Origin of the sequence: Bradyrhizobium sp. Ec3.3, assembly GCF_000472925.1 — a bacterium.
GTDB lineage: Bacteria > Pseudomonadota > Alphaproteobacteria > Rhizobiales > Xanthobacteraceae > Bradyrhizobium.
The window spans coordinates 73,939-88,643 of the sequence record NZ_AXAS01000043.1 but is presented as its reverse complement, the minus strand read 5'-3'; the positions used below and the strand labels follow the sequence as shown (position 1 = coordinate 88,643).

18 protein-coding genes and 1 pseudogene are annotated in these 14,705 nt (G+C 63.7%); 12 read left to right on the top strand and 7 right to left on the bottom strand.

Annotated features, from left to right (window positions below; genetic code table 11):
• A pseudogene (locus YUU_RS0131960) lies at positions 1-181 on the top strand (IS5/IS1182 family transposase); the annotation flags it as partial.
• Between the two features lie 56 nt (positions 182-237).
• On the opposite strand, the gene YUU_RS52450 reads toward YUU_RS0131960, so the two are convergent.
• On the bottom strand, positions 238-930 hold the full coding sequence (locus tag YUU_RS52450) for a glutathione S-transferase family protein (protein WP_051389997.1): 693 nt from the start codon (positions 928-930) through the stop codon (positions 238-240).
• Between the two features lie 267 nt (positions 931-1,197).
• Here YUU_RS52450 and YUU_RS0131950 point away from each other — a divergent pair, with 267 nt between their 5' ends.
• The 3 genes from YUU_RS0131950 (at position 1,198) to YUU_RS0131940 (ending at position 2,124) form a co-directional block, all read left to right on the top strand.
• The gene (locus YUU_RS0131950) at positions 1,198-1,380 is read left to right on the top strand and encodes a hypothetical protein (RefSeq protein ID WP_027526004.1); all 183 of its coding nucleotides are present in this window, start codon (positions 1,198-1,200) and stop codon (positions 1,378-1,380) included.
• 34 nt (positions 1,381-1,414) lie between these two features.
• Entirely contained in the window at positions 1,415-1,741 is a 327-nt protein-coding gene (locus YUU_RS0131945; RefSeq protein ID WP_027526003.1) for a GcrA family cell cycle regulator, read from the top strand.
• Between the two features lie 167 nt (positions 1,742-1,908).
• On the top strand, positions 1,909-2,124 hold the full coding sequence (locus tag YUU_RS0131940; RefSeq protein ID WP_027526002.1) for a dodecin family protein: 216 nt from the start codon (positions 1,909-1,911) through the stop codon (positions 2,122-2,124).
• Positions 2,125-2,311: 187 nt separating this feature from the next.
• On the opposite strand, the gene YUU_RS0131935 is transcribed toward YUU_RS0131940, so the two are convergent.
• Positions 2,312-2,773: a glyoxalase/bleomycin resistance/extradiol dioxygenase family protein gene (locus YUU_RS0131935; RefSeq protein WP_027526001.1), complete on the bottom strand. Its 462-nt coding sequence runs from the start codon at positions 2,771-2,773 to the stop codon at positions 2,312-2,314.
• Between the two features lie 236 nt (positions 2,774-3,009).
• On the opposite strand from YUU_RS0131935, the gene YUU_RS56915 reads away from it, so the two are divergent.
• The gene (locus YUU_RS56915) at positions 3,010-3,339 is read left to right on the top strand and encodes a twin-arginine translocation signal domain-containing protein (protein ID WP_084801642.1); all 330 of its coding nucleotides are present in this window, start codon (positions 3,010-3,012) and stop codon (positions 3,337-3,339) included.
• A gap of 138 nt (positions 3,340-3,477) precedes the next feature.
• On the opposite strand, the gene YUU_RS0131925 is transcribed toward YUU_RS56915, so the two are convergent.
• Entirely contained in the window at positions 3,478-3,720 is a 243-nt protein-coding gene (locus tag YUU_RS0131925) for a GCG_CRPN prefix-to-repeats domain-containing protein (protein ID WP_027525999.1), read from the bottom strand.
• Between the two features lie 329 nt (positions 3,721-4,049).
• Positions 4,050-4,748 (bottom strand): winged helix-turn-helix domain-containing protein, encoded by a 699-nt coding sequence (locus YUU_RS0131920; protein ID WP_027525998.1) that lies wholly within the window; start codon positions 4,746-4,748, stop codon positions 4,050-4,052.
• A gap of 201 nt (positions 4,749-4,949) precedes the next feature.
• Here YUU_RS0131920 and YUU_RS0131915 point away from each other — a divergent pair, with 201 nt between their 5' ends.
• The 3 genes from YUU_RS0131915 (at position 4,950) to YUU_RS0131905 (ending at position 6,517) form a co-directional block, all read left to right on the top strand.
• Positions 4,950-5,258 (top strand): NIPSNAP family protein, encoded by a 309-nt coding sequence (locus tag YUU_RS0131915; protein WP_027525997.1) that lies wholly within the window; start codon positions 4,950-4,952, stop codon positions 5,256-5,258.
• A gap of 24 nt (positions 5,259-5,282) precedes the next feature.
• Positions 5,283-5,633 carry an antibiotic biosynthesis monooxygenase gene (locus YUU_RS0131910; RefSeq protein ID WP_027525996.1) on the top strand — a complete coding sequence of 117 codons (351 nt, stop codon included), beginning with the start codon at positions 5,283-5,285 and terminating at the stop codon, positions 5,631-5,633.
• Positions 5,634-5,707: 74 nt separating this feature from the next.
• Positions 5,708-6,517, top strand: a complete 810-nt coding sequence (locus YUU_RS0131905; protein ID WP_027525995.1) for an oxaloacetate decarboxylase — start codon at positions 5,708-5,710, stop codon at positions 6,515-6,517.
• A gap of 57 nt (positions 6,518-6,574) precedes the next feature.
• On the opposite strand, the gene YUU_RS0131900 is transcribed toward YUU_RS0131905, so the two are convergent.
• Positions 6,575-6,973, bottom strand: a complete 399-nt coding sequence (locus YUU_RS0131900; protein WP_027525994.1) for a hypothetical protein — start codon at positions 6,971-6,973, stop codon at positions 6,575-6,577.
• A 174-nt stretch (positions 6,974-7,147) separates the two neighbouring features.
• On the opposite strand from YUU_RS0131900, the gene YUU_RS0131895 reads away from it, so the two are divergent.
• Positions 7,148-7,792 carry a trimeric intracellular cation channel family protein gene (locus YUU_RS0131895; RefSeq protein WP_027525993.1) on the top strand — a complete coding sequence of 215 codons (645 nt, stop codon included), beginning with the start codon at positions 7,148-7,150 and terminating at the stop codon, positions 7,790-7,792.
• 124 nt (positions 7,793-7,916) lie between these two features.
• Here YUU_RS0131895 and YUU_RS0131890 read toward each other — a convergent pair whose 3' ends face one another.
• Entirely contained in the window at positions 7,917-9,131 is a 1,215-nt protein-coding gene (locus YUU_RS0131890) for a cytochrome c (RefSeq protein WP_027525992.1), read from the bottom strand.
• 266 nt (positions 9,132-9,397) lie between these two features.
• On the opposite strand from YUU_RS0131890, the gene YUU_RS0131885 reads away from it, so the two are divergent.
• The 3 genes from YUU_RS0131885 (at position 9,398) to YUU_RS0131870 (ending at position 13,873) form a co-directional block, all read left to right on the top strand.
• Positions 9,398-12,889 carry an indolepyruvate ferredoxin oxidoreductase family protein gene (locus YUU_RS0131885; RefSeq protein ID WP_027525991.1) on the top strand — a complete coding sequence of 1,164 codons (3,492 nt, stop codon included), beginning with the start codon at positions 9,398-9,400 and terminating at the stop codon, positions 12,887-12,889.
• Positions 12,890-12,901: 12 nt separating this feature from the next.
• Positions 12,902-13,171, top strand: coding sequence for a hypothetical protein (locus YUU_RS0131880; RefSeq protein WP_027525990.1), 270 nt, complete (start codon positions 12,902-12,904; stop codon positions 13,169-13,171).
• Between the two features lie 123 nt (positions 13,172-13,294).
• Complete coding sequence (locus YUU_RS0131870) at positions 13,295-13,873, top strand: hypothetical protein (RefSeq protein WP_027525989.1); 579 nt, start codon at positions 13,295-13,297, stop codon at positions 13,871-13,873.
• 16 nt (positions 13,874-13,889) lie between these two features.
• On the opposite strand, the gene YUU_RS55315 is transcribed toward YUU_RS0131870, so the two are convergent.
• Positions 13,890-14,378, bottom strand: coding sequence for a lysozyme inhibitor LprI family protein (locus tag YUU_RS55315; RefSeq protein WP_051389996.1), 489 nt, complete (start codon positions 14,376-14,378; stop codon positions 13,890-13,892).
• Positions 14,379-14,705 lie beyond the last annotated feature (327 nt).

Sequence of the window (14,705 nt, the reverse complement as noted above, 5' to 3'; positions counted from 1 at the left end):
CAGCGAAGCCGGCAAGGCACAGTACCAGGCCCGCACGATCTGCGAATGCATCCATGCCCGATGGCGGAACTGGGACCTCAGGCAATTGACCGTGCGCGGTATCGAGAAGGTCCGTGCCGTCGTGCTCTGGTACGCCCTCATCAACAACATCTTGCAGGGACACTATCTCGCTAAAGCATAGACCGTAGAAGCACACCGGACGGCCTGACGCCGCCGGCTCCTTGCCATCAAGGGGCGCTACCGCTCCTTGATGTCGAATGCAGAAAAGCGAATTGGCTCACACGCTCTACGAACCCGGTCCGCTGCTGCGAAATGCGCCAACTGGTCGGCATGGGCCTTGGCGAAGGCGGGGCGGGCGGTGGCGCGGGCGACGTAGGCGCGGCAGGCCGGGCTGTTCGCGAGCCCGTCGAAATGATCGACGACGCGCACGTCCGACATCAGGATGTCGGCGACGGAGAAGGAGCCGGCCAGCCATTCGCGGTCGGCCAACACCGGCTCCATGTGCTTGAGGCGGAGCTTGAGGAAGTCGTCCAGAAACTTCCATGCCGGCGTGTCGCCGGCATTGCCGGTGAACTTCAGGATCGACCAGGGCAGGCTTGCCATCTCCACAGAATTGAGCGCGGCGAACACCCATTCCATCGCCGCGCCGCGGCCGCGCTGGTCTGATGGCATCAGCGCCGCGCTGCGCTGGCCGAGATGCAGCAGGATCGCGCCGCTCTCGAAGATCGAGACGTCGCCGTCGGTCAGCCACGGCACCTGGCCGAAAGGCTGGTGCGCGAAATGTGCCGCGGTCCGGTCGCCGAACGGCACGCTCGCGATGCGATAGGGCAGGCCGGCCTCTTCCAGGGCCCAGCGGACACGGAGGTCGCGGACGTAGCCGCGGGGCATTTCGGGAACCCAGTCGAAGGTGGTGAGGGTGAGGTCGGGCATGCGATGTCTCCGTGCTGTCCAGGCATAGGACGGAGGAGGGGCTGGCGTTCCGACATGGGGAGAGAGATTTTCGCGAAGGCCGCAGGGCGGATTAGCGAAGTGTAACCCGCCGTCTCTCCGCGGCGGCGGAAAGACCTTCTGCGAAAGATCGGCTATAATCGTAGAGGCTAAAGAGGCCTGCATCGACAATCCGTCGATCCACGATCGCGAGACGCCCGGCACGTTAACCACCGGCGCTATCGAGCTCCAGACCCGAGGAGCAACAACATGAAGCAAAACATCCCCGAAGAAATTTCCACCAGCTGGATGGATTGGCGTCGCCTTGTGATCAAGGGCAGCACGATGCCGCCCCGGGATCCCAATGACGATGAAGAGGACGACGAGGACGATGAGGGAGAGGAGGACGATGACGACGAACCGGCGGTCGTACGCGAGCCGGACGAAGACTAGAAAAGTGGATGGCAGTTGGCGTACAATGTCTCCCATGAGTTGGGATGCGAAAGACGTAGCGCTGCTCAAGAAGCTCTGGGTCCAAGGACAGAGTGCCGCGCAGATCGCGCGCCGTCTCGGGTGTAGCCGTAACGCTGTCTGCGGCATGCTGACCCGTTTGGGCCTGAAGCGTGGTCACAAGCCGCCAACGGCAAAACCCAAGATAAGGCCGATCCGGAAGCAAGAGCCGGTGTTGCTGGTTGCCTGCGCCCAGCCGGCAGCAAAGAAGGTGTCGCGGAGGACGACCGACAAGCAGCCCAAGGAATTCAGCAAGCGCCAGCTCTACGCCATGCTGGCTGAAGCCGTCAGGAATACCGGCTAGCGGCTCACGGTCGGCCGCTGCGGCCTTCCCCTCGATAGCGGGTACCGCCAAGCGGCCTGGGCCTGCCAGCCCTGCGACATGCGCGTCCTCTGAGCGCCGATCCCGTGCTAGGTTCGAAAGCGGCAGGGAGCACCTGCTTCCTGCTTCATACCGAACGGGAGAACGACATGCCTGAGAGCATCTACAAGGTCATAGAGCTGATCGGTACCAGCACCGACTCCTGGGAAAAGGCCGCCAGCAACGCCGTCGAGCAGGCCGCAAAATCTCTGAGGGACCTTCGCGTCGCCGAGGTCGTCAAACTCGATATGCAGCTGGACGCGAAGGGAAAGGTAGAGGCCTATCGGGCCAAACTCAACGTGTCGTTCAAGTTCGAGGGCAACTGAGCTCAGGCAAACCTCGGAGGGCGGGGCGAGGGGTCTTGCGCATAGCGAAGTATCTGCGCTCAGCGGCGGCACTCCTGTTCAAGGCCCTTGGAGTGCGTAGGGCGGGTTGGCGAAGCCTAACCCGCCCCTTTTATTGCGAGCACACTGGCGGTCCTTCGCCAATCCGCCCCACGAAGCCCGCGGCTGCCTAGGCCGCCTTGCTCTGCCGCTTCATGAATTCCGCCGCGCGCTTCTTCAGCTCGGCCGGCGATACGTCCTCGATGTGGGTGCCGATGTGCCAGTGGTTGCCGGCCGGATCCTTCACGCCGCCGCTGCGGTCGCCATAGAATTGGTCCGTTGGCTCCATCAATGCCGTGCCGCCAGCCTTGATCGCCTTCTGATAGACCGCATCGACGTTGGGCACGTAGAGATACAGCATCGTGGACGTTGCCTGTGCACGCTCCGAGGCGTCGGCAATCATCACGATGGAACTTCCGATCTTGTACTCCGCATGCATGACCTTGCCGTCGGGCCGCATCATCGGCTCGAATACGGGCTGGGCGCCGAAGGCGTCTTTCATGAAGTGGATGACCTTCTCCGCGCCGTCGACGACGAGATAGGGCGTGACGGTGTGGTATCCTTCGGGAACCGGCTTCACCTGTGTTGCCATGGCTGTCTCCTCTGGTCCAATTGATCCATGCAGGACGGCCCCACGCACCCCTCGTTCTGTCCGGAATGCTCGCCCCTTTCCTTGAACAAAGTATGACGGCCGTTGTGCCATCCCGGATGCGCACCCCGCGTGTCAGCTTCGCGCAATCTACCTGAATGCAAGGTTCAGCCTGAGTTCATTTCCTCGGCGCGAAACTTCCTTCGCATCATTCAACGCTGACTGAAGAGGAAGACATCATGGAGCGCCGGGATTTTTTGAAGCTCGCATTCGGTGTAGCGGCCGGTGCCGCTGCATTGACGGCGACCGCGCAAGCCGCGCCGCTGGCGCCACAGCCCATCGAAGGCCCGGCCAGCCTGCCAGGCAATCCGGAGGTCCATCCCGCAGTCACCAGCAGCGAGGAGGCCGCGCAGCTCAAGCCGGAGCAGGTGCGTTGGCACGGCGGCGGCCATCACTGGGGCTGGCACCATCACCGCCATTGGGGCTGGCGCCGGCGGCACTGGGGTTGGCGTCACCGTCACTGGGGGTGGCGGCATCGCTGGCACCGCCGGCACTGGCGTCACTGGTAGGGCGTAGTGCAAGCTGCCAGTCGAAACAGAAAAGGGGATCGCGGTGGCGATCCCCTTTTTTGTGCCCACGAATACGGCAAGCGTTCAAAAAAGAAATGGCCGCACGAATGACGCGCGGCCACATTGCGATGCAGGAACTCAGACCGGGCGGCAGCGGCCGGCCCACCAGCGGAAGCCCCACGGACAGACGCGCGGGCGGGCGACGACGACCGGAGCGACCACGACTGGCGCCGGCGCCACCACGACCGCACCACCCATCGGGCGGCAGCCGCCATAGGGGCCGCGATACCAGCCCGGTCCGCAACCGCCGGCAGCGCTGGCTGCTTCGCTGAAACCTGCAACGGCGCCGGCGAGCAAGACGGCGGCAAAAAGATATTTCATATGAGCTCCCTCTCTGGTCCTTGGGTCACGCGCTTGCGGCGCACAATGAATCAAAAGGTACGATTCGGCATGTTAAATTCTGGCGACATGCCGAAGCGGCGCGATCCAAATTGGCAATCATGACCTGAATGCGGCATGAACGCCCCCGTTCATGCTGCTTGAAGCGACATAAGGGCTAGCGGCCGAGGACCGTTGCGCCTGGCCGCAAGCACGAAGCAACCTCTTCGTGCAGATGTCCCGGGCATCCACGTGCGAGCCGCAACAAACGCGTGGATGGCCGGGTCAAGCCCGGCCATGACGCGAGCCTTCGTTCACGCACGATTGTGCAACTACTCGTGCCCGTTGCCGAACAGCGCGGCAAACTGCTTCTCGCCGGTGCGGGTGAAATTCACCACGCGGCTGCCGGGCGTCGCATCGCGCGCCGCCCATTTCAATTCGGTGAAGCGCTTCATCATGGCCGCGCCAAGCGTGCCGGCGAGATGATGCCGCCGCTCGCTCCAGTCCAGGCACGCCTTGCAGACCGGCCGGCGCGGATGGGCGAGCATGTCGGGCGAGATCTGCAAATGCCTTGCGAGGAAGCGTTCGCCCTCGGCCGTGAGCTCGATGTCCTGCTTCTTCTGCCTCACCAGGCGCCGCTCGCGTAAGGAGTCGAGCATCTGCACGCCGAGATCGCCGGCGAGATGGTCGTAGCAGATCCGCGCCCGCCGCAGCGCCGGATCCTTCGGCCCGGTGCGCACGCGCATGTGGCCCGCGCGGGCGGCAAGCCCCGCGAGGCCTTCGAGCACGCCGGCGACATCGGGGTCGGTGAGGCGGTAGTACCGGTGCCGGCCCTGCTTCTCCGGCTCGATCAGCCCGCCGGCTTCGAGCTTTGAAAGATGTGAGCTCGCGGTCTGCGGCGTGATCCCGGCCTCCTGGGCAAGCTCGCTTGCTGTGAGCGCGCGGCCGTTCATCAGCGCTGTCAGCATATTGGCGCGGGCGGGGTCGCCGACGAGCGAAGCGACCATGGCGATGTCAGGTCCTGCTTTCATGCTTCGATGATAACCGAAGCATTGTGGTGAGGCAAGGGTGTAGGCTCTTGCCGCAAACACGTCATTGCGAGCACAGCGAAGCAATCCAGATTGCTTCCGCGACGACAGTCTGGATTGCTTCGTCGCGGAGCCTGTCATCCGGCCCGCCGAGAGGCGGGACCGGGTGGCTCCTCGCAATGACGGAGAGTGGGAGAAACCATCATGTCCATCACCGTCTTCATCCGCTACCAGCTCGATCCCTTCAAGCGCGCGCAGTTCGAGGAGTACGCGAAGCGCTGGCTCACCATCATCCCGAAATGCGGAGGCGATCCGATCGGCTACTTCATGCCGCACGAGGGAACCAACAACATCGCCTTCGCGCTGATCTCGTTCGAAAGCCTGGCTGCCTACGAGGCCTATCGCGCGCGGCTGCGCCAGGACGCCGAGGGGATGGCGAACTTCCACTTCGCCGAGGAGAACAGGTTTATTCTCGCCGAGGAGCGGACGTTCCTGCGCAAGCTGGTATTGTAGGCGCAAACCACCAGGGAGGCGCCCATGATCGCCGTGATCTTCGAGGTCTGGCCTAAGCCGGAGCACCGGCAGCATTATTTCGATCTCGCGGCCGATCTGAAGCCGATCCTCCAGACCATCGACGGCTTCATCTCGGTCGAACGCTTCGAAAGCCTGACCGAGAAGGGCAAGGTGCTGTCGGTCTCGTTCTGGCGGGACGAGGCGGCCGTGGAGGCCTGGCGCAAGACGATGGAGCATCGCCACGCGCAGGCCAAAGGCCGCGGAAGCTTTTTTGCCGATTATCGCCTGCGCATTGCCAGCGTCGTCCGCGACTACGGCATGCAGAATCGCGACGAGGCGCCGAAAGACAGCCGCGTCGTGCACGACGCGAACTAGCGCGTGCCCGGGCGCGCTACTGGCGCCGCCCCGGGCGCGTGCCTATGTCTGCGCGGCCAACAAGGGAGAGAAACATGCACGTCACGACCGCGGACAAGCGCGCGACATTTCGGAAGATGCACGAGAGCGGCTGCTTCATCCTGCCCAATCCGTTCGACGTCGGTAGTGCCAAGGCCTTGCAGCATCTCGGCTTCAAGGCGATCGCCTCATCGAGCGCCGGCTTTGCCTGGACGATCGGGCGCGCCGACAACCGCGTCACCGTAGACGATGTCTGTCAGCATCTGGCAGCATTGTGCTCGGCCGTCGACATCCCCGTGAATGCGGATTTCGAGGGTGGCTTCGCCGTCGAGCCGGACAAGGTCGCGGAAAATGTCGAACGCGGTGTGCGGACCGGCGTTGCCGGGCTTTCGATCGAGGATTCCACCGGCGACAAGGACAAGCCGCTCTATGATCGCGTACTCGCGGTCGAGCGCATCAAGGCCGCGCGCAAGGCAATCGGTGACAGCGGCACGCTGCTGGTCGGTCGCTGCGAGGCCTATCTGTGGGGCGTCAGCGACCTCAATCTCGTCATCGACCGGCTCACGGCTTATGCCGATGCCGGTGCCGATTGCCTCTATGCGCCCGGCCTGAAGACGCGCGAGGACATCGCTGCCGTCGTGAAGGCGGTGCATCCAAGGCCGTTCAATCTCCTGATCGGCGCCTCTGGCCTGTCGCTGCAAGAGGCCGCGGATCTCGGCGTGCGCCGGATCAGCGTCGGCGGCTCGCTCGCCCGCGCCGCCTGGGGCGGTTTCATGCGCGCGGCGAAAGAGATGGCGGAGAAGGGCACGTTTGCCGAGCTCGGAAGCGGCTATCCCGGCGGCGAGCTGAACAAGATGTTCGGCTGACGCATGACAAAAAGCGGCGGGACGTCAGCGTCCCGCCGCTTTCGTGTTTCGGCAGCGTTACTGCGCCTTGCCGGCGTCAGACGGCGCGTTCGGAGACGGGGCTGGCGAAGCCGGCTGGCTCGGTGCCGCACCGGTGGTCACGCCCGGCGAAGCGTTGCCCTTCGGCGTCACGTCGCGCATGCCCGGAGGCGCGGCCGGATTTGCAGGTGCCGTCTGCGCGGTCTTCGCCGGTGGCTCGGTCGAGGCCTGGTTTACGCTGGTATTGTTCAAGCCGTAAAACACTGCGCCAAGCACCAGCGCGATCGCGACCGCAAACAGCGCGATCTTGCCGCTGGAGGCGGGGCCTTCGCCGAGTTCGGGATCAGCCTGGAGGTCGGCATCCCGTCGCGCGGCGCGAAGATACTCATCCTCGCCGATGGGGCGATAGGGGTCATTCGGAAAACGGTCATCGGCCATCGCTTGATCTCCTCGAATTGACTGACCGGACAACCCGGGGATGCGAAGTTCAGTTCCGGTGGATCTCATGCTTTCGTCGCATGTTGCCGCGTGCGCGGGAATCGGGAACCTGTTCTTTGTGGAACTGGAGCCGTAAGTTCCACCTCGAAACGCGATGAAACGGGATGACATGCGATGTGGAGTCTGCCACCGAGCGACAGCGTGCTGCAATTCCTCTCTTTGGTCGCGGTCGCGGCGCAGGGGATGACCGCGGCGCTTGCCGCGGGCCGGCGCAACATGGATTGGCTTGGCGTCTGCTTCCTCGGCTGTATCACTGCGCTCGGCGGCGGCACGCTGCGCGATCTCTTCCTCGGTCATTATCCGCTCGCCTGGGTGCAAAACCCCGTCTATCTCGCGCTGAGCGGCGGGGCGGCCTTCATCACGATTCTGTTCGCGCGCCTCGTGCATCGGCTCAGGCTGGCCTTCATCGTGCTCGACGCGATCGGGCTCGTGGTCTTCACCATGGCGGGCTGCGACGTCGCCTGGCAGATGGATGCATCGCTCCCCATCGTGATCGTCTCCGGCATGGTGACGGGCTGTGCCGGCGGCGTGCTCCGCGATGTTCTCTGCAACGATGTGCCGCTGCTGTTTCGCTCCGAGCTCTACGCCAGCGTCTCGGTGGTCACGGGCCTGTTCTACGCCACGGCGTTCGGCCTTCAGCTCAACGCGGAGCTCTGGACGATTCTTACCTTCGTGCTCGGCATCAGCTTCCGCCTGCTCGCTGTCCGTTACAAATGGGAGATGCCGAAGTTCGTGTTCACGGGCGAAGAGGAGAAGTAGGGCTTACATTGCCTCGCTCTATCCATGTCGTCATTGCGAGCGGAGCGAAGCAATCCAGAGATGCGTCCGCGGAGACAGTCTGGATTGCTTCGTCGCTGCGCTCCTCGCAATGACGGTGTTGGGACTAATCCTCCTTCCGCGCCTTCCCGACCTGCGCCGCCGTCACCGGCGGTGCGGCATTGCCCCAGGAGTTGCGGATGTAGTTCGTCACCGCTGCGATCTGCTCGTCCGACAATTGCCTCGCATAGCCCGGCATCTCGCCGGTGTTGGGTGCGCGCGGCGTCGTCACGGTGTGGGCGCCGTCGAGGATGACGCGGAGCGTCGAGGAGGGATTTTCGGATTGCAGCAGCGCGTTGCCGGGCAGCGGCGGATAGATGTGCGGCGCGCCGGAGCCGTCGGCTTCATGGCAGGCGATGCAGAACTTCGCATAGACGGTTTGGCCCGCTTTCATCTCGCTTTCTGATGGCGGCGTAGCCGCGGGCTCGCTCGGACCCGGCGGCAGCCCCTTCAGGTAGATCGCCATCGCGCGCACATCGGCATCGCTCATCTTCGAGGTCGAGTTGACGATGACCTCGGCCATCAGCCCGTCGGCATGGCTCTTGGCATTGCGGCCGCTTTGCAGATATTCGGCGATGTCGTCGACGCTCCACGATTTCAGTCCGCTTCGCGAGGCGCTATCGAGCCGCGGTGCGAACCAGCCATTCACCTCGTTGCCGGAAAACGCCAGCTCGAGCTTGTCGGCGCCAAAATAGTTTTTCGGCGTGTGGCAGGCGCCGCAATGGCCGAGCCCTGTGACGAGATAGCCGCCGCGATTCCACGCGGTGGTCTTGAACTGGTCGGGCTCGAACAGGCCGGGCTTGAAGAACAGCCAGTTCCAGGCGCGCATCAGGGATCGATAGCCAAACGGCCAGCGTAGCTCCGGCGCCTTGACGCGATTGCTGACGGGCGCCTGTGTCGAAAGATACGCGCGGATCGACAGCGTGTCGTCTTTGGTCATCCTGGTGAAGTAGGGGTAGGGGAACGCCGGATAATAATAGGAGCCATCCGGCGCGATGCCGAAGCGTAGCGCGCGGGTGAAGTCGGCATCCGTCCAAGCGCCGATTCCGGTGTCGCGGTCCGGCGTCAGGTTCGGCGCATAGATCCCGCCAAAGGGCGTGTCGATGCGCTTGCCGCCCGCGAACGGTTTTGCGGGATCGGCAGTGTGGCAACTTGCGCAGTCGCCGGCTTCCACCAGCGCCTTGCCGTGGGCGATCGCCTCCGGCGAGGGCTCGCTGGCGGTCGCTTCGACTGCACTGCACAAGACCAACCCCGATACCAGAGACGCCAGAATCGTCCGCATTCCCGGCCTCCCCCTGCGACCAATCGCCATGGGACGCATTATAGACGCGTTACGTCGTTTCGCGACGCCCCGGGTATGCTGACACAAATTGAAAAGGGCGGGCGGACTTGCCGCCACGAAATTGCGATTTTCGCCAGCGCCCCGCTTTGGTCCAGATTTGTGATGCGGAAGCTTAAAATTCCGACATAGAGTGGCGCGGGCATCAGGGGCGCCCTAGCTAAAAACAACGGGCACGCCAACGACTTAAGAGGGCGAAGAGGACAAAAATGGGCATCAACCAGGGTCCGATCAGTCTCGATCAGAAATACACCCAATCCACCGGACATGTCTTCACCACGGGAATCCAGGCGCTGGTCCGCCTGCCCATGGCCCAGATCCGGCGCGACCGCGCTGCAGGGCTGAACACCGCGGGCTTCATCTCCGGCTATCGCGGCTCGCCGCTCGGCGGCTATGACCAGCAGCTCTTCGCCGCCCGAAAGCATCTCGAGCAGTACAACATCAAGTTCCAGCCCGGCGTGAACGAGGATCTCGCCGCGACCGCGATCTGGGGCTCACAGCAGCTCAACCTCTCGCCCGGTGCCAAGTACGACGGCGTGGTCGGCATCTGGTACGGCAAGGGCCCCGGCGTCGACCGCTGTGGCGACGTCTTCCGCCACGGCAATGCCGCGGGCTCGGCCAAGAATGGCGGCGTGCTGTGTCTTGCCGGCGACGACCACGGCGCAAAGTCCTCGACCGTTCCGCATCAGTCCGACCATGCCTTCATCTCGGCGCTGATGCCGTATCTCTATCCCTCCAGCATCCACGAGATGATCGAGATGGGCCTGCTGGGTATCGCGATGTCGCGCTACTCGGGCTGCTGGGTCGGCATGAAGGTGATCACGGAGACGGTGGAGACCACCGCCGAGATCGATCTCACCGACGAGATGAAGCCCTTCATTATCCCCTCAGATTTCGAGCTGCCGCCCGGCGGCCTCAATCTGCGCTGGCCCGACGATCGCTTCGAGCAGGACCGGCGCCTCCAGGACTACAAGGGCTATGCGGCGATCGCCTTTGCGCGCGCCAACAAGGTCAACCGCGTCACGATGGATAGCCCGAACGCCCGCTACGGCATCATGGCGTCGGGCAAGAGCTATGAGGACGTGCGCCAAGCGCTGCGCGAGCTCGGCGTTACCGAGGAAGTCGCCGCGAAGATCGGCCTGCGCCTCTACAAGATCGGCATGCCCTGGCCGCTGGAGCCGGAGGGCGTGCGGCAGTTTGCCATCGGCCTCGAGGAGATATTCATCGTCGAGGAACGCCGCGAGATCGTCGAGAACCAGGTTAAGCAGGAGCTGTTCAACTGGCGCGACGACGTCCGCCCGCGCATCGTCGGCAAGATGGACGATCACGACAAGCGCTTCCTCACCTTCGCTGCCGAGCTCAGCGTCGCCTCGCTTGCAAGCTCGATCACCGAACGGCTGCTTCGACTTAATCTCAATCCTGAAATCGCCGAGATGCTCCGCGCCAAGGCCGACTGGTTCAACGGCCGCCAGGCGACCCAGATGCAGGCCACCGCGCCAGTCTCTCGAACCCCATACTTCTGCTCAGGCTGCCCCCACAACACCTCGACCAAGGTCCCCGAAGGCAGCCGCGCGCTCGCCGGCATCGGCTGCCATTTCATGGCGCTGTGGATGGACCGCTCGACCGAGACGTTTACGCATATGGGCGGTGAGGGCGTGCCGTGGGTCGGCATCGCCCCCTTCACCAACGAGAACCACATCTTTGCGAACCTTGGCGACGGCACTTACTTCCACTCGGGAATTCTCGCCATCCGCCAGGCGATCGCCTCCAAAGCCAACATCACCTACAAGATCCTCTACAACGACGCGGTGGCCATGACCGGCGGCCAGCGCCATGACGGCGATCTCTCGCCGCAGAAGATCATGGCCCAGCTTCACGCCGAGGGCATCAGCGAGATCTACCTGGTCTCGGAAAATCCCGACGCATATCCGCCCGATTCCATCGCGCCTGGCGTGAAGAAGTATCATCGCGACGAGCTCGAGAACGTCATGAAGATGTGCCGGGAGTACAAGGGCACGTCCGCGATCGTCTTCGTGCAGACCTGCGCCGCCGAGAAGCGCCGCCGTCGCAAGCGCGGCCTGATGGAGGATCCGCCGCGTCGCGTGATGATCAACCCAGCGGTCTGCGAAGGTTGCGGCGACTGCTCGGTGCAGTCGAACTGCATCTCGGTCGAGCCGCTGGAGACCGAGTTCGGCCGCAAGCGCGCCATCAACCAGTCCTCCTGCAACAAGGACTATTCGTGCCTGAAAGGTTTTTGCCCGTCCTTCGTAACGATCGACGGCGGTGCGCCGCGCCATCGCGCCCCGGCCGAGCTTGCTGACATCGGCGAGCTGCCGGAGCCCGCTTCGCGTCCGGCGCTGGACAAGCCCTACAATGTCGCCGTCGGTGGCGTCGGCGGCACGGGTGTCCTGACCATCGGCGCACTGCTCGGCATGGCCGCCCATATCGAGGGCAAGGCCTCGATGATCCTCGACATGTCCGGCCTCGCACAAAAGGGCGGTGCGGTGCTGAGCCACGTCCGCCTGTCGGATCATCCGGCGGAGGTGACGTGCTCGCGCATCGTCACGGGCACGGCCGATCTCGTGCTGGCCGCCGACGAGGTCGTCGCGGTTGCCAAGGACACGATCTCGCTCTGCGATAGCAGCCGCACCCGCGGCATCATCAACAGCCACCTCATCCCCACCGCCGATTTCATCCTCAACCGCGATTTCAACTTCCAGACCCGCAAGCTGAATGCGGTGCTGGAAACCGCGCTGCACAAGGACTCCACCTTCTTCGACTTCACCAAGCCTGCCGAGCAGCTCCTTGGCGATGCCATCGCCACCAACATGATGATGATGGGCTACGCCTATCAGAAAGGGCTCTTGCCGGTCGGCGCCGAGGCGATCGAGCAGGCGATCGAGGTCAACGGCGTCTCGATCAAGATGAACAAGGAAGCCTTCCGCCTCGGCCGTCTTGCGGCGACTGATCCCAAGCGGCTCGCCGACATGCTGAAGGGAACGGACGAGGTGATCGCGCCGAAGAGCCTTGAGGCAATGAGCCTCGACGAGATCATCGAGCATCGCGCCAAGCATCTCACCGCCTACCAGAACGGACGCCTTGCCAAGCGCTATCGGAAGCTGGTCGACCAGGTCCGTGACGCCGCGGTCAAAGGCGGCTATGGCGATGCGCTGCCGCGCGCGGTGGCGATCAACTACGCCAAGCTGCTCGCCTACAAGGACGAGTATGAGGTTGCGCGGCTCTTCACCGACGGCCAGTTCGAGCAGCAGCTCCGCGACCAGTTCGAAGGCGATTTCAAGTTCAGCTTCAACCTCGCCCCGCCGATCCTGGCGTCCGGCGTCGATGCACAGGGCCGCCCGAAGAAGCGCGCCTTCGGGCCGTGGATGCTGGGCGCGTTCCGGTGGCTCGCAAAATTCCGTTTCCTGCGCGGTACCCCGCTCGACATTTTCGGCTACTCGGCCGACCGCAAGCTCGAGCGCGACCTGATCAACGGCTACCAGAAGGACGTCGCCACCGTGCTCGGCCTGTTGTCGCCGATCACCCACGACACCGCAGTCGAACTGCTGTCGCTGCCCGACCGCATCCGCGGCTACGGCCCGGTGAAGGAAAAGGCGGTGCAAGCCGCCAAAGCCCGCTACGCCCAGCTCGCCGCCGACCTCGCGAGCCCGCCGCCGGCCCCAAGGCAGATCGCGGCGGAGTAGGGCGGTCACCTGATGAGCGAGTGGCTGGCTCTCCACTGGATCGAATTGTCGTTCGGTTTCGTGTGCGGAGTCATCTGCTCGCTAACCAGGCTTTTTTGGGAGAGAGTCTTGTTCGCGGGCGGGCTTGTCTTGGCGATCTACGTCCTGATGGTTCGCGCGGTGGCCCATGCCGGATTCAGGTGGGACAACGAAATTGCCGCCCTTTGCCTGCTGGGCGCATTCCTCGGATGCTTTGTGCGTCCGGCGCTGGACCTGCTCTATCGGAGGGCAAAGGCCCCGTAGCCCGGATTTCGCTGCAAGCGTAATCCGGGCTGAATGCATCCGCGGGTGACGACCCCGGATTGCGCTTCGCTCCATGCGGGCTACAAGTTGATCGCGATCGATACCGGGCTTCGGGGGGAGTGAATGCGGCGTGCGTTGTTGATGATGTCAGCCTGGCTGCTGACGACGCCGGCCGCTGCCGAAACCTTGTCGTGGGAGGGCGTCGGTCCGGTCCGCCTGGGCATGGACGTGAAAGCGGCCGAGCAAGCGCTGAAGACAAAGCTGCTGCCTCGGCAACTCCCCTTCAAAGATGACCAATGCTACGTGACCTGGCGCGCCGACGGACAGGACCCGGGCCTGGGTTACGTCATTGAGCACGGCAGGATCACCGTCATCCAGGTTTATAACTCGGATGGGAAGGTGCCTCAGGTGGCTGACACGCACGGCCTTGGAATTGGCGCCACGGAGGACGACATCCGTGTTGCTTATGGGCAGGTGAAGAAGACTTTGGGCTTCTATGATCGCGGCGGAAGCGATACGGCCGACACCAAGACAGAGCAGAATCCGAAGAGCGCGACGAGCGAATATTCTCCTGAATATCTGATCGAGGTGGAGAGTCTCGACCACAAACGCTCCATCCTCTTCAACACGCAGGCCGGCAAAGTCATTTGGCTGTCGACGGGTTTCAAGCCCATGGTCCTTGAGCCAGAGCCCTGCCAGTAACTTTGAAGCTTGGATATTATCGCTGATCGAACGGCACCTTCAGTTCGCTGATCCGCTCGAACGTCTTCTCCGCGAGGCAGCCATACGCCCAGGTTCGGCTTCCCGAGCCGCCGGGCTGTCCCACGACGCCCCAACACTCGGCTTCGCGATAGCCTTCCCAAGCCTTCTGACTCGCGGCAATCCGCTCGGCCCAGCTGGAGCCCGGCGGCAACGGATTTTGCGCCCGCGCTTCGGCTTCCCGAACGGTCTTGTCCTCGATCGTTTGCCGATAAAGTTGGTCGAGCTCGGCCTGCGCTGCGCGATAGAGATCGTGGAGGCAGTCGCGCTGCTCGGCGTTCGACCTGCGATCGAAGCAGCCCTTCACGCGAACGTCCTCGGCGATCGCCTGGCCGCGTGAGGCCAACAGCAGGATCACGCCGATGCAGAAAATGCCGATCGAAGCCTTGGTCAGTGCAGCCTCCCTCGCGCGGTGATGGCGTCGGCCGGTGCCATTTGTGGTCGCCACGTGCGAGCCGGTTCACCGGGAGGGGTACTATTCGTTGTGCTGCCCAGGCCGGCAACACACACCACCGCTACTTTGCATGGGGTTGATTTCGATAAAACGGGCTTCATTTCGATAAAAAAGAAATCACTTGTGCCGTCGGGCAAATCACCTGTACGACTTGGCACGAAGCTCTCGTGCCCCGGACGCAGCGCAGCGCTTCCCTGGCGATGCGAAGCATCGTCCAGAAGCGGTGCGCTGCAGAGCCGGGGCCCATGTTGCAATGATCCGCGTGGCGGCGTGGGTCCCGGCTCTGCGCAGCAACGCTGGCGCGTTGCAGCGCGTCCGGGA

Excerpts from the sequence above, each read along its gene's own strand:
- YUU_RS52450 (WP_051389997.1), bottom strand. The coding sequence starts at position 930 with ATGCCCGACCTCACCCTCACCACCTTCGACTGGGTTCCCGAAATGCCC.
- YUU_RS0131950 (WP_027526004.1), top strand. The coding sequence starts at position 1,198 with ATGAAGCAAAACATCCCCGAAGAAATTTCCACCAGCTGGATGGATTGG.
- YUU_RS0131945 (WP_027526003.1), top strand. The coding sequence starts at position 1,415 with ATGAGTTGGGATGCGAAAGACGTAGCGCTGCTCAAGAAGCTCTGGGTC.
- YUU_RS0131940 (WP_027526002.1), top strand. The coding sequence starts at position 1,909 with ATGCCTGAGAGCATCTACAAGGTCATAGAGCTGATCGGTACCAGCACC.
- YUU_RS0131935 (WP_027526001.1), bottom strand. The coding sequence starts at position 2,773 with ATGGCAACACAGGTGAAGCCGGTTCCCGAAGGATACCACACCGTCACG.
- YUU_RS56915 (WP_084801642.1), top strand. The coding sequence starts at position 3,010 with ATGGAGCGCCGGGATTTTTTGAAGCTCGCATTCGGTGTAGCGGCCGGT.
- YUU_RS0131925 (WP_027525999.1), bottom strand. The coding sequence starts at position 3,720 with ATGAAATATCTTTTTGCCGCCGTCTTGCTCGCCGGCGCCGTTGCAGGT.
- YUU_RS0131920 (WP_027525998.1), bottom strand. The coding sequence starts at position 4,748 with ATGAAAGCAGGACCTGACATCGCCATGGTCGCTTCGCTCGTCGGCGAC.
- YUU_RS0131915 (WP_027525997.1), top strand. The coding sequence starts at position 4,950 with ATGTCCATCACCGTCTTCATCCGCTACCAGCTCGATCCCTTCAAGCGC.
- YUU_RS0131910 (WP_027525996.1), top strand. The coding sequence starts at position 5,283 with ATGATCGCCGTGATCTTCGAGGTCTGGCCTAAGCCGGAGCACCGGCAG.
- YUU_RS0131905 (WP_027525995.1), top strand. The coding sequence starts at position 5,708 with ATGCACGTCACGACCGCGGACAAGCGCGCGACATTTCGGAAGATGCAC.
- YUU_RS0131900 (WP_027525994.1), bottom strand. The coding sequence starts at position 6,973 with ATGGCCGATGACCGTTTTCCGAATGACCCCTATCGCCCCATCGGCGAG.
- YUU_RS0131895 (WP_027525993.1), top strand. The coding sequence starts at position 7,148 with ATGTGGAGTCTGCCACCGAGCGACAGCGTGCTGCAATTCCTCTCTTTG.
- YUU_RS0131890 (WP_027525992.1), bottom strand. The coding sequence starts at position 9,131 with ATGCGGACGATTCTGGCGTCTCTGGTATCGGGGTTGGTCTTGTGCAGT.
- YUU_RS0131885 (WP_027525991.1), top strand. The coding sequence starts at position 9,398 with ATGGGCATCAACCAGGGTCCGATCAGTCTCGATCAGAAATACACCCAA.
- YUU_RS0131880 (WP_027525990.1), top strand. The coding sequence starts at position 12,902 with ATGAGCGAGTGGCTGGCTCTCCACTGGATCGAATTGTCGTTCGGTTTC.
- YUU_RS0131870 (WP_027525989.1), top strand. The coding sequence starts at position 13,295 with ATGCGGCGTGCGTTGTTGATGATGTCAGCCTGGCTGCTGACGACGCCG.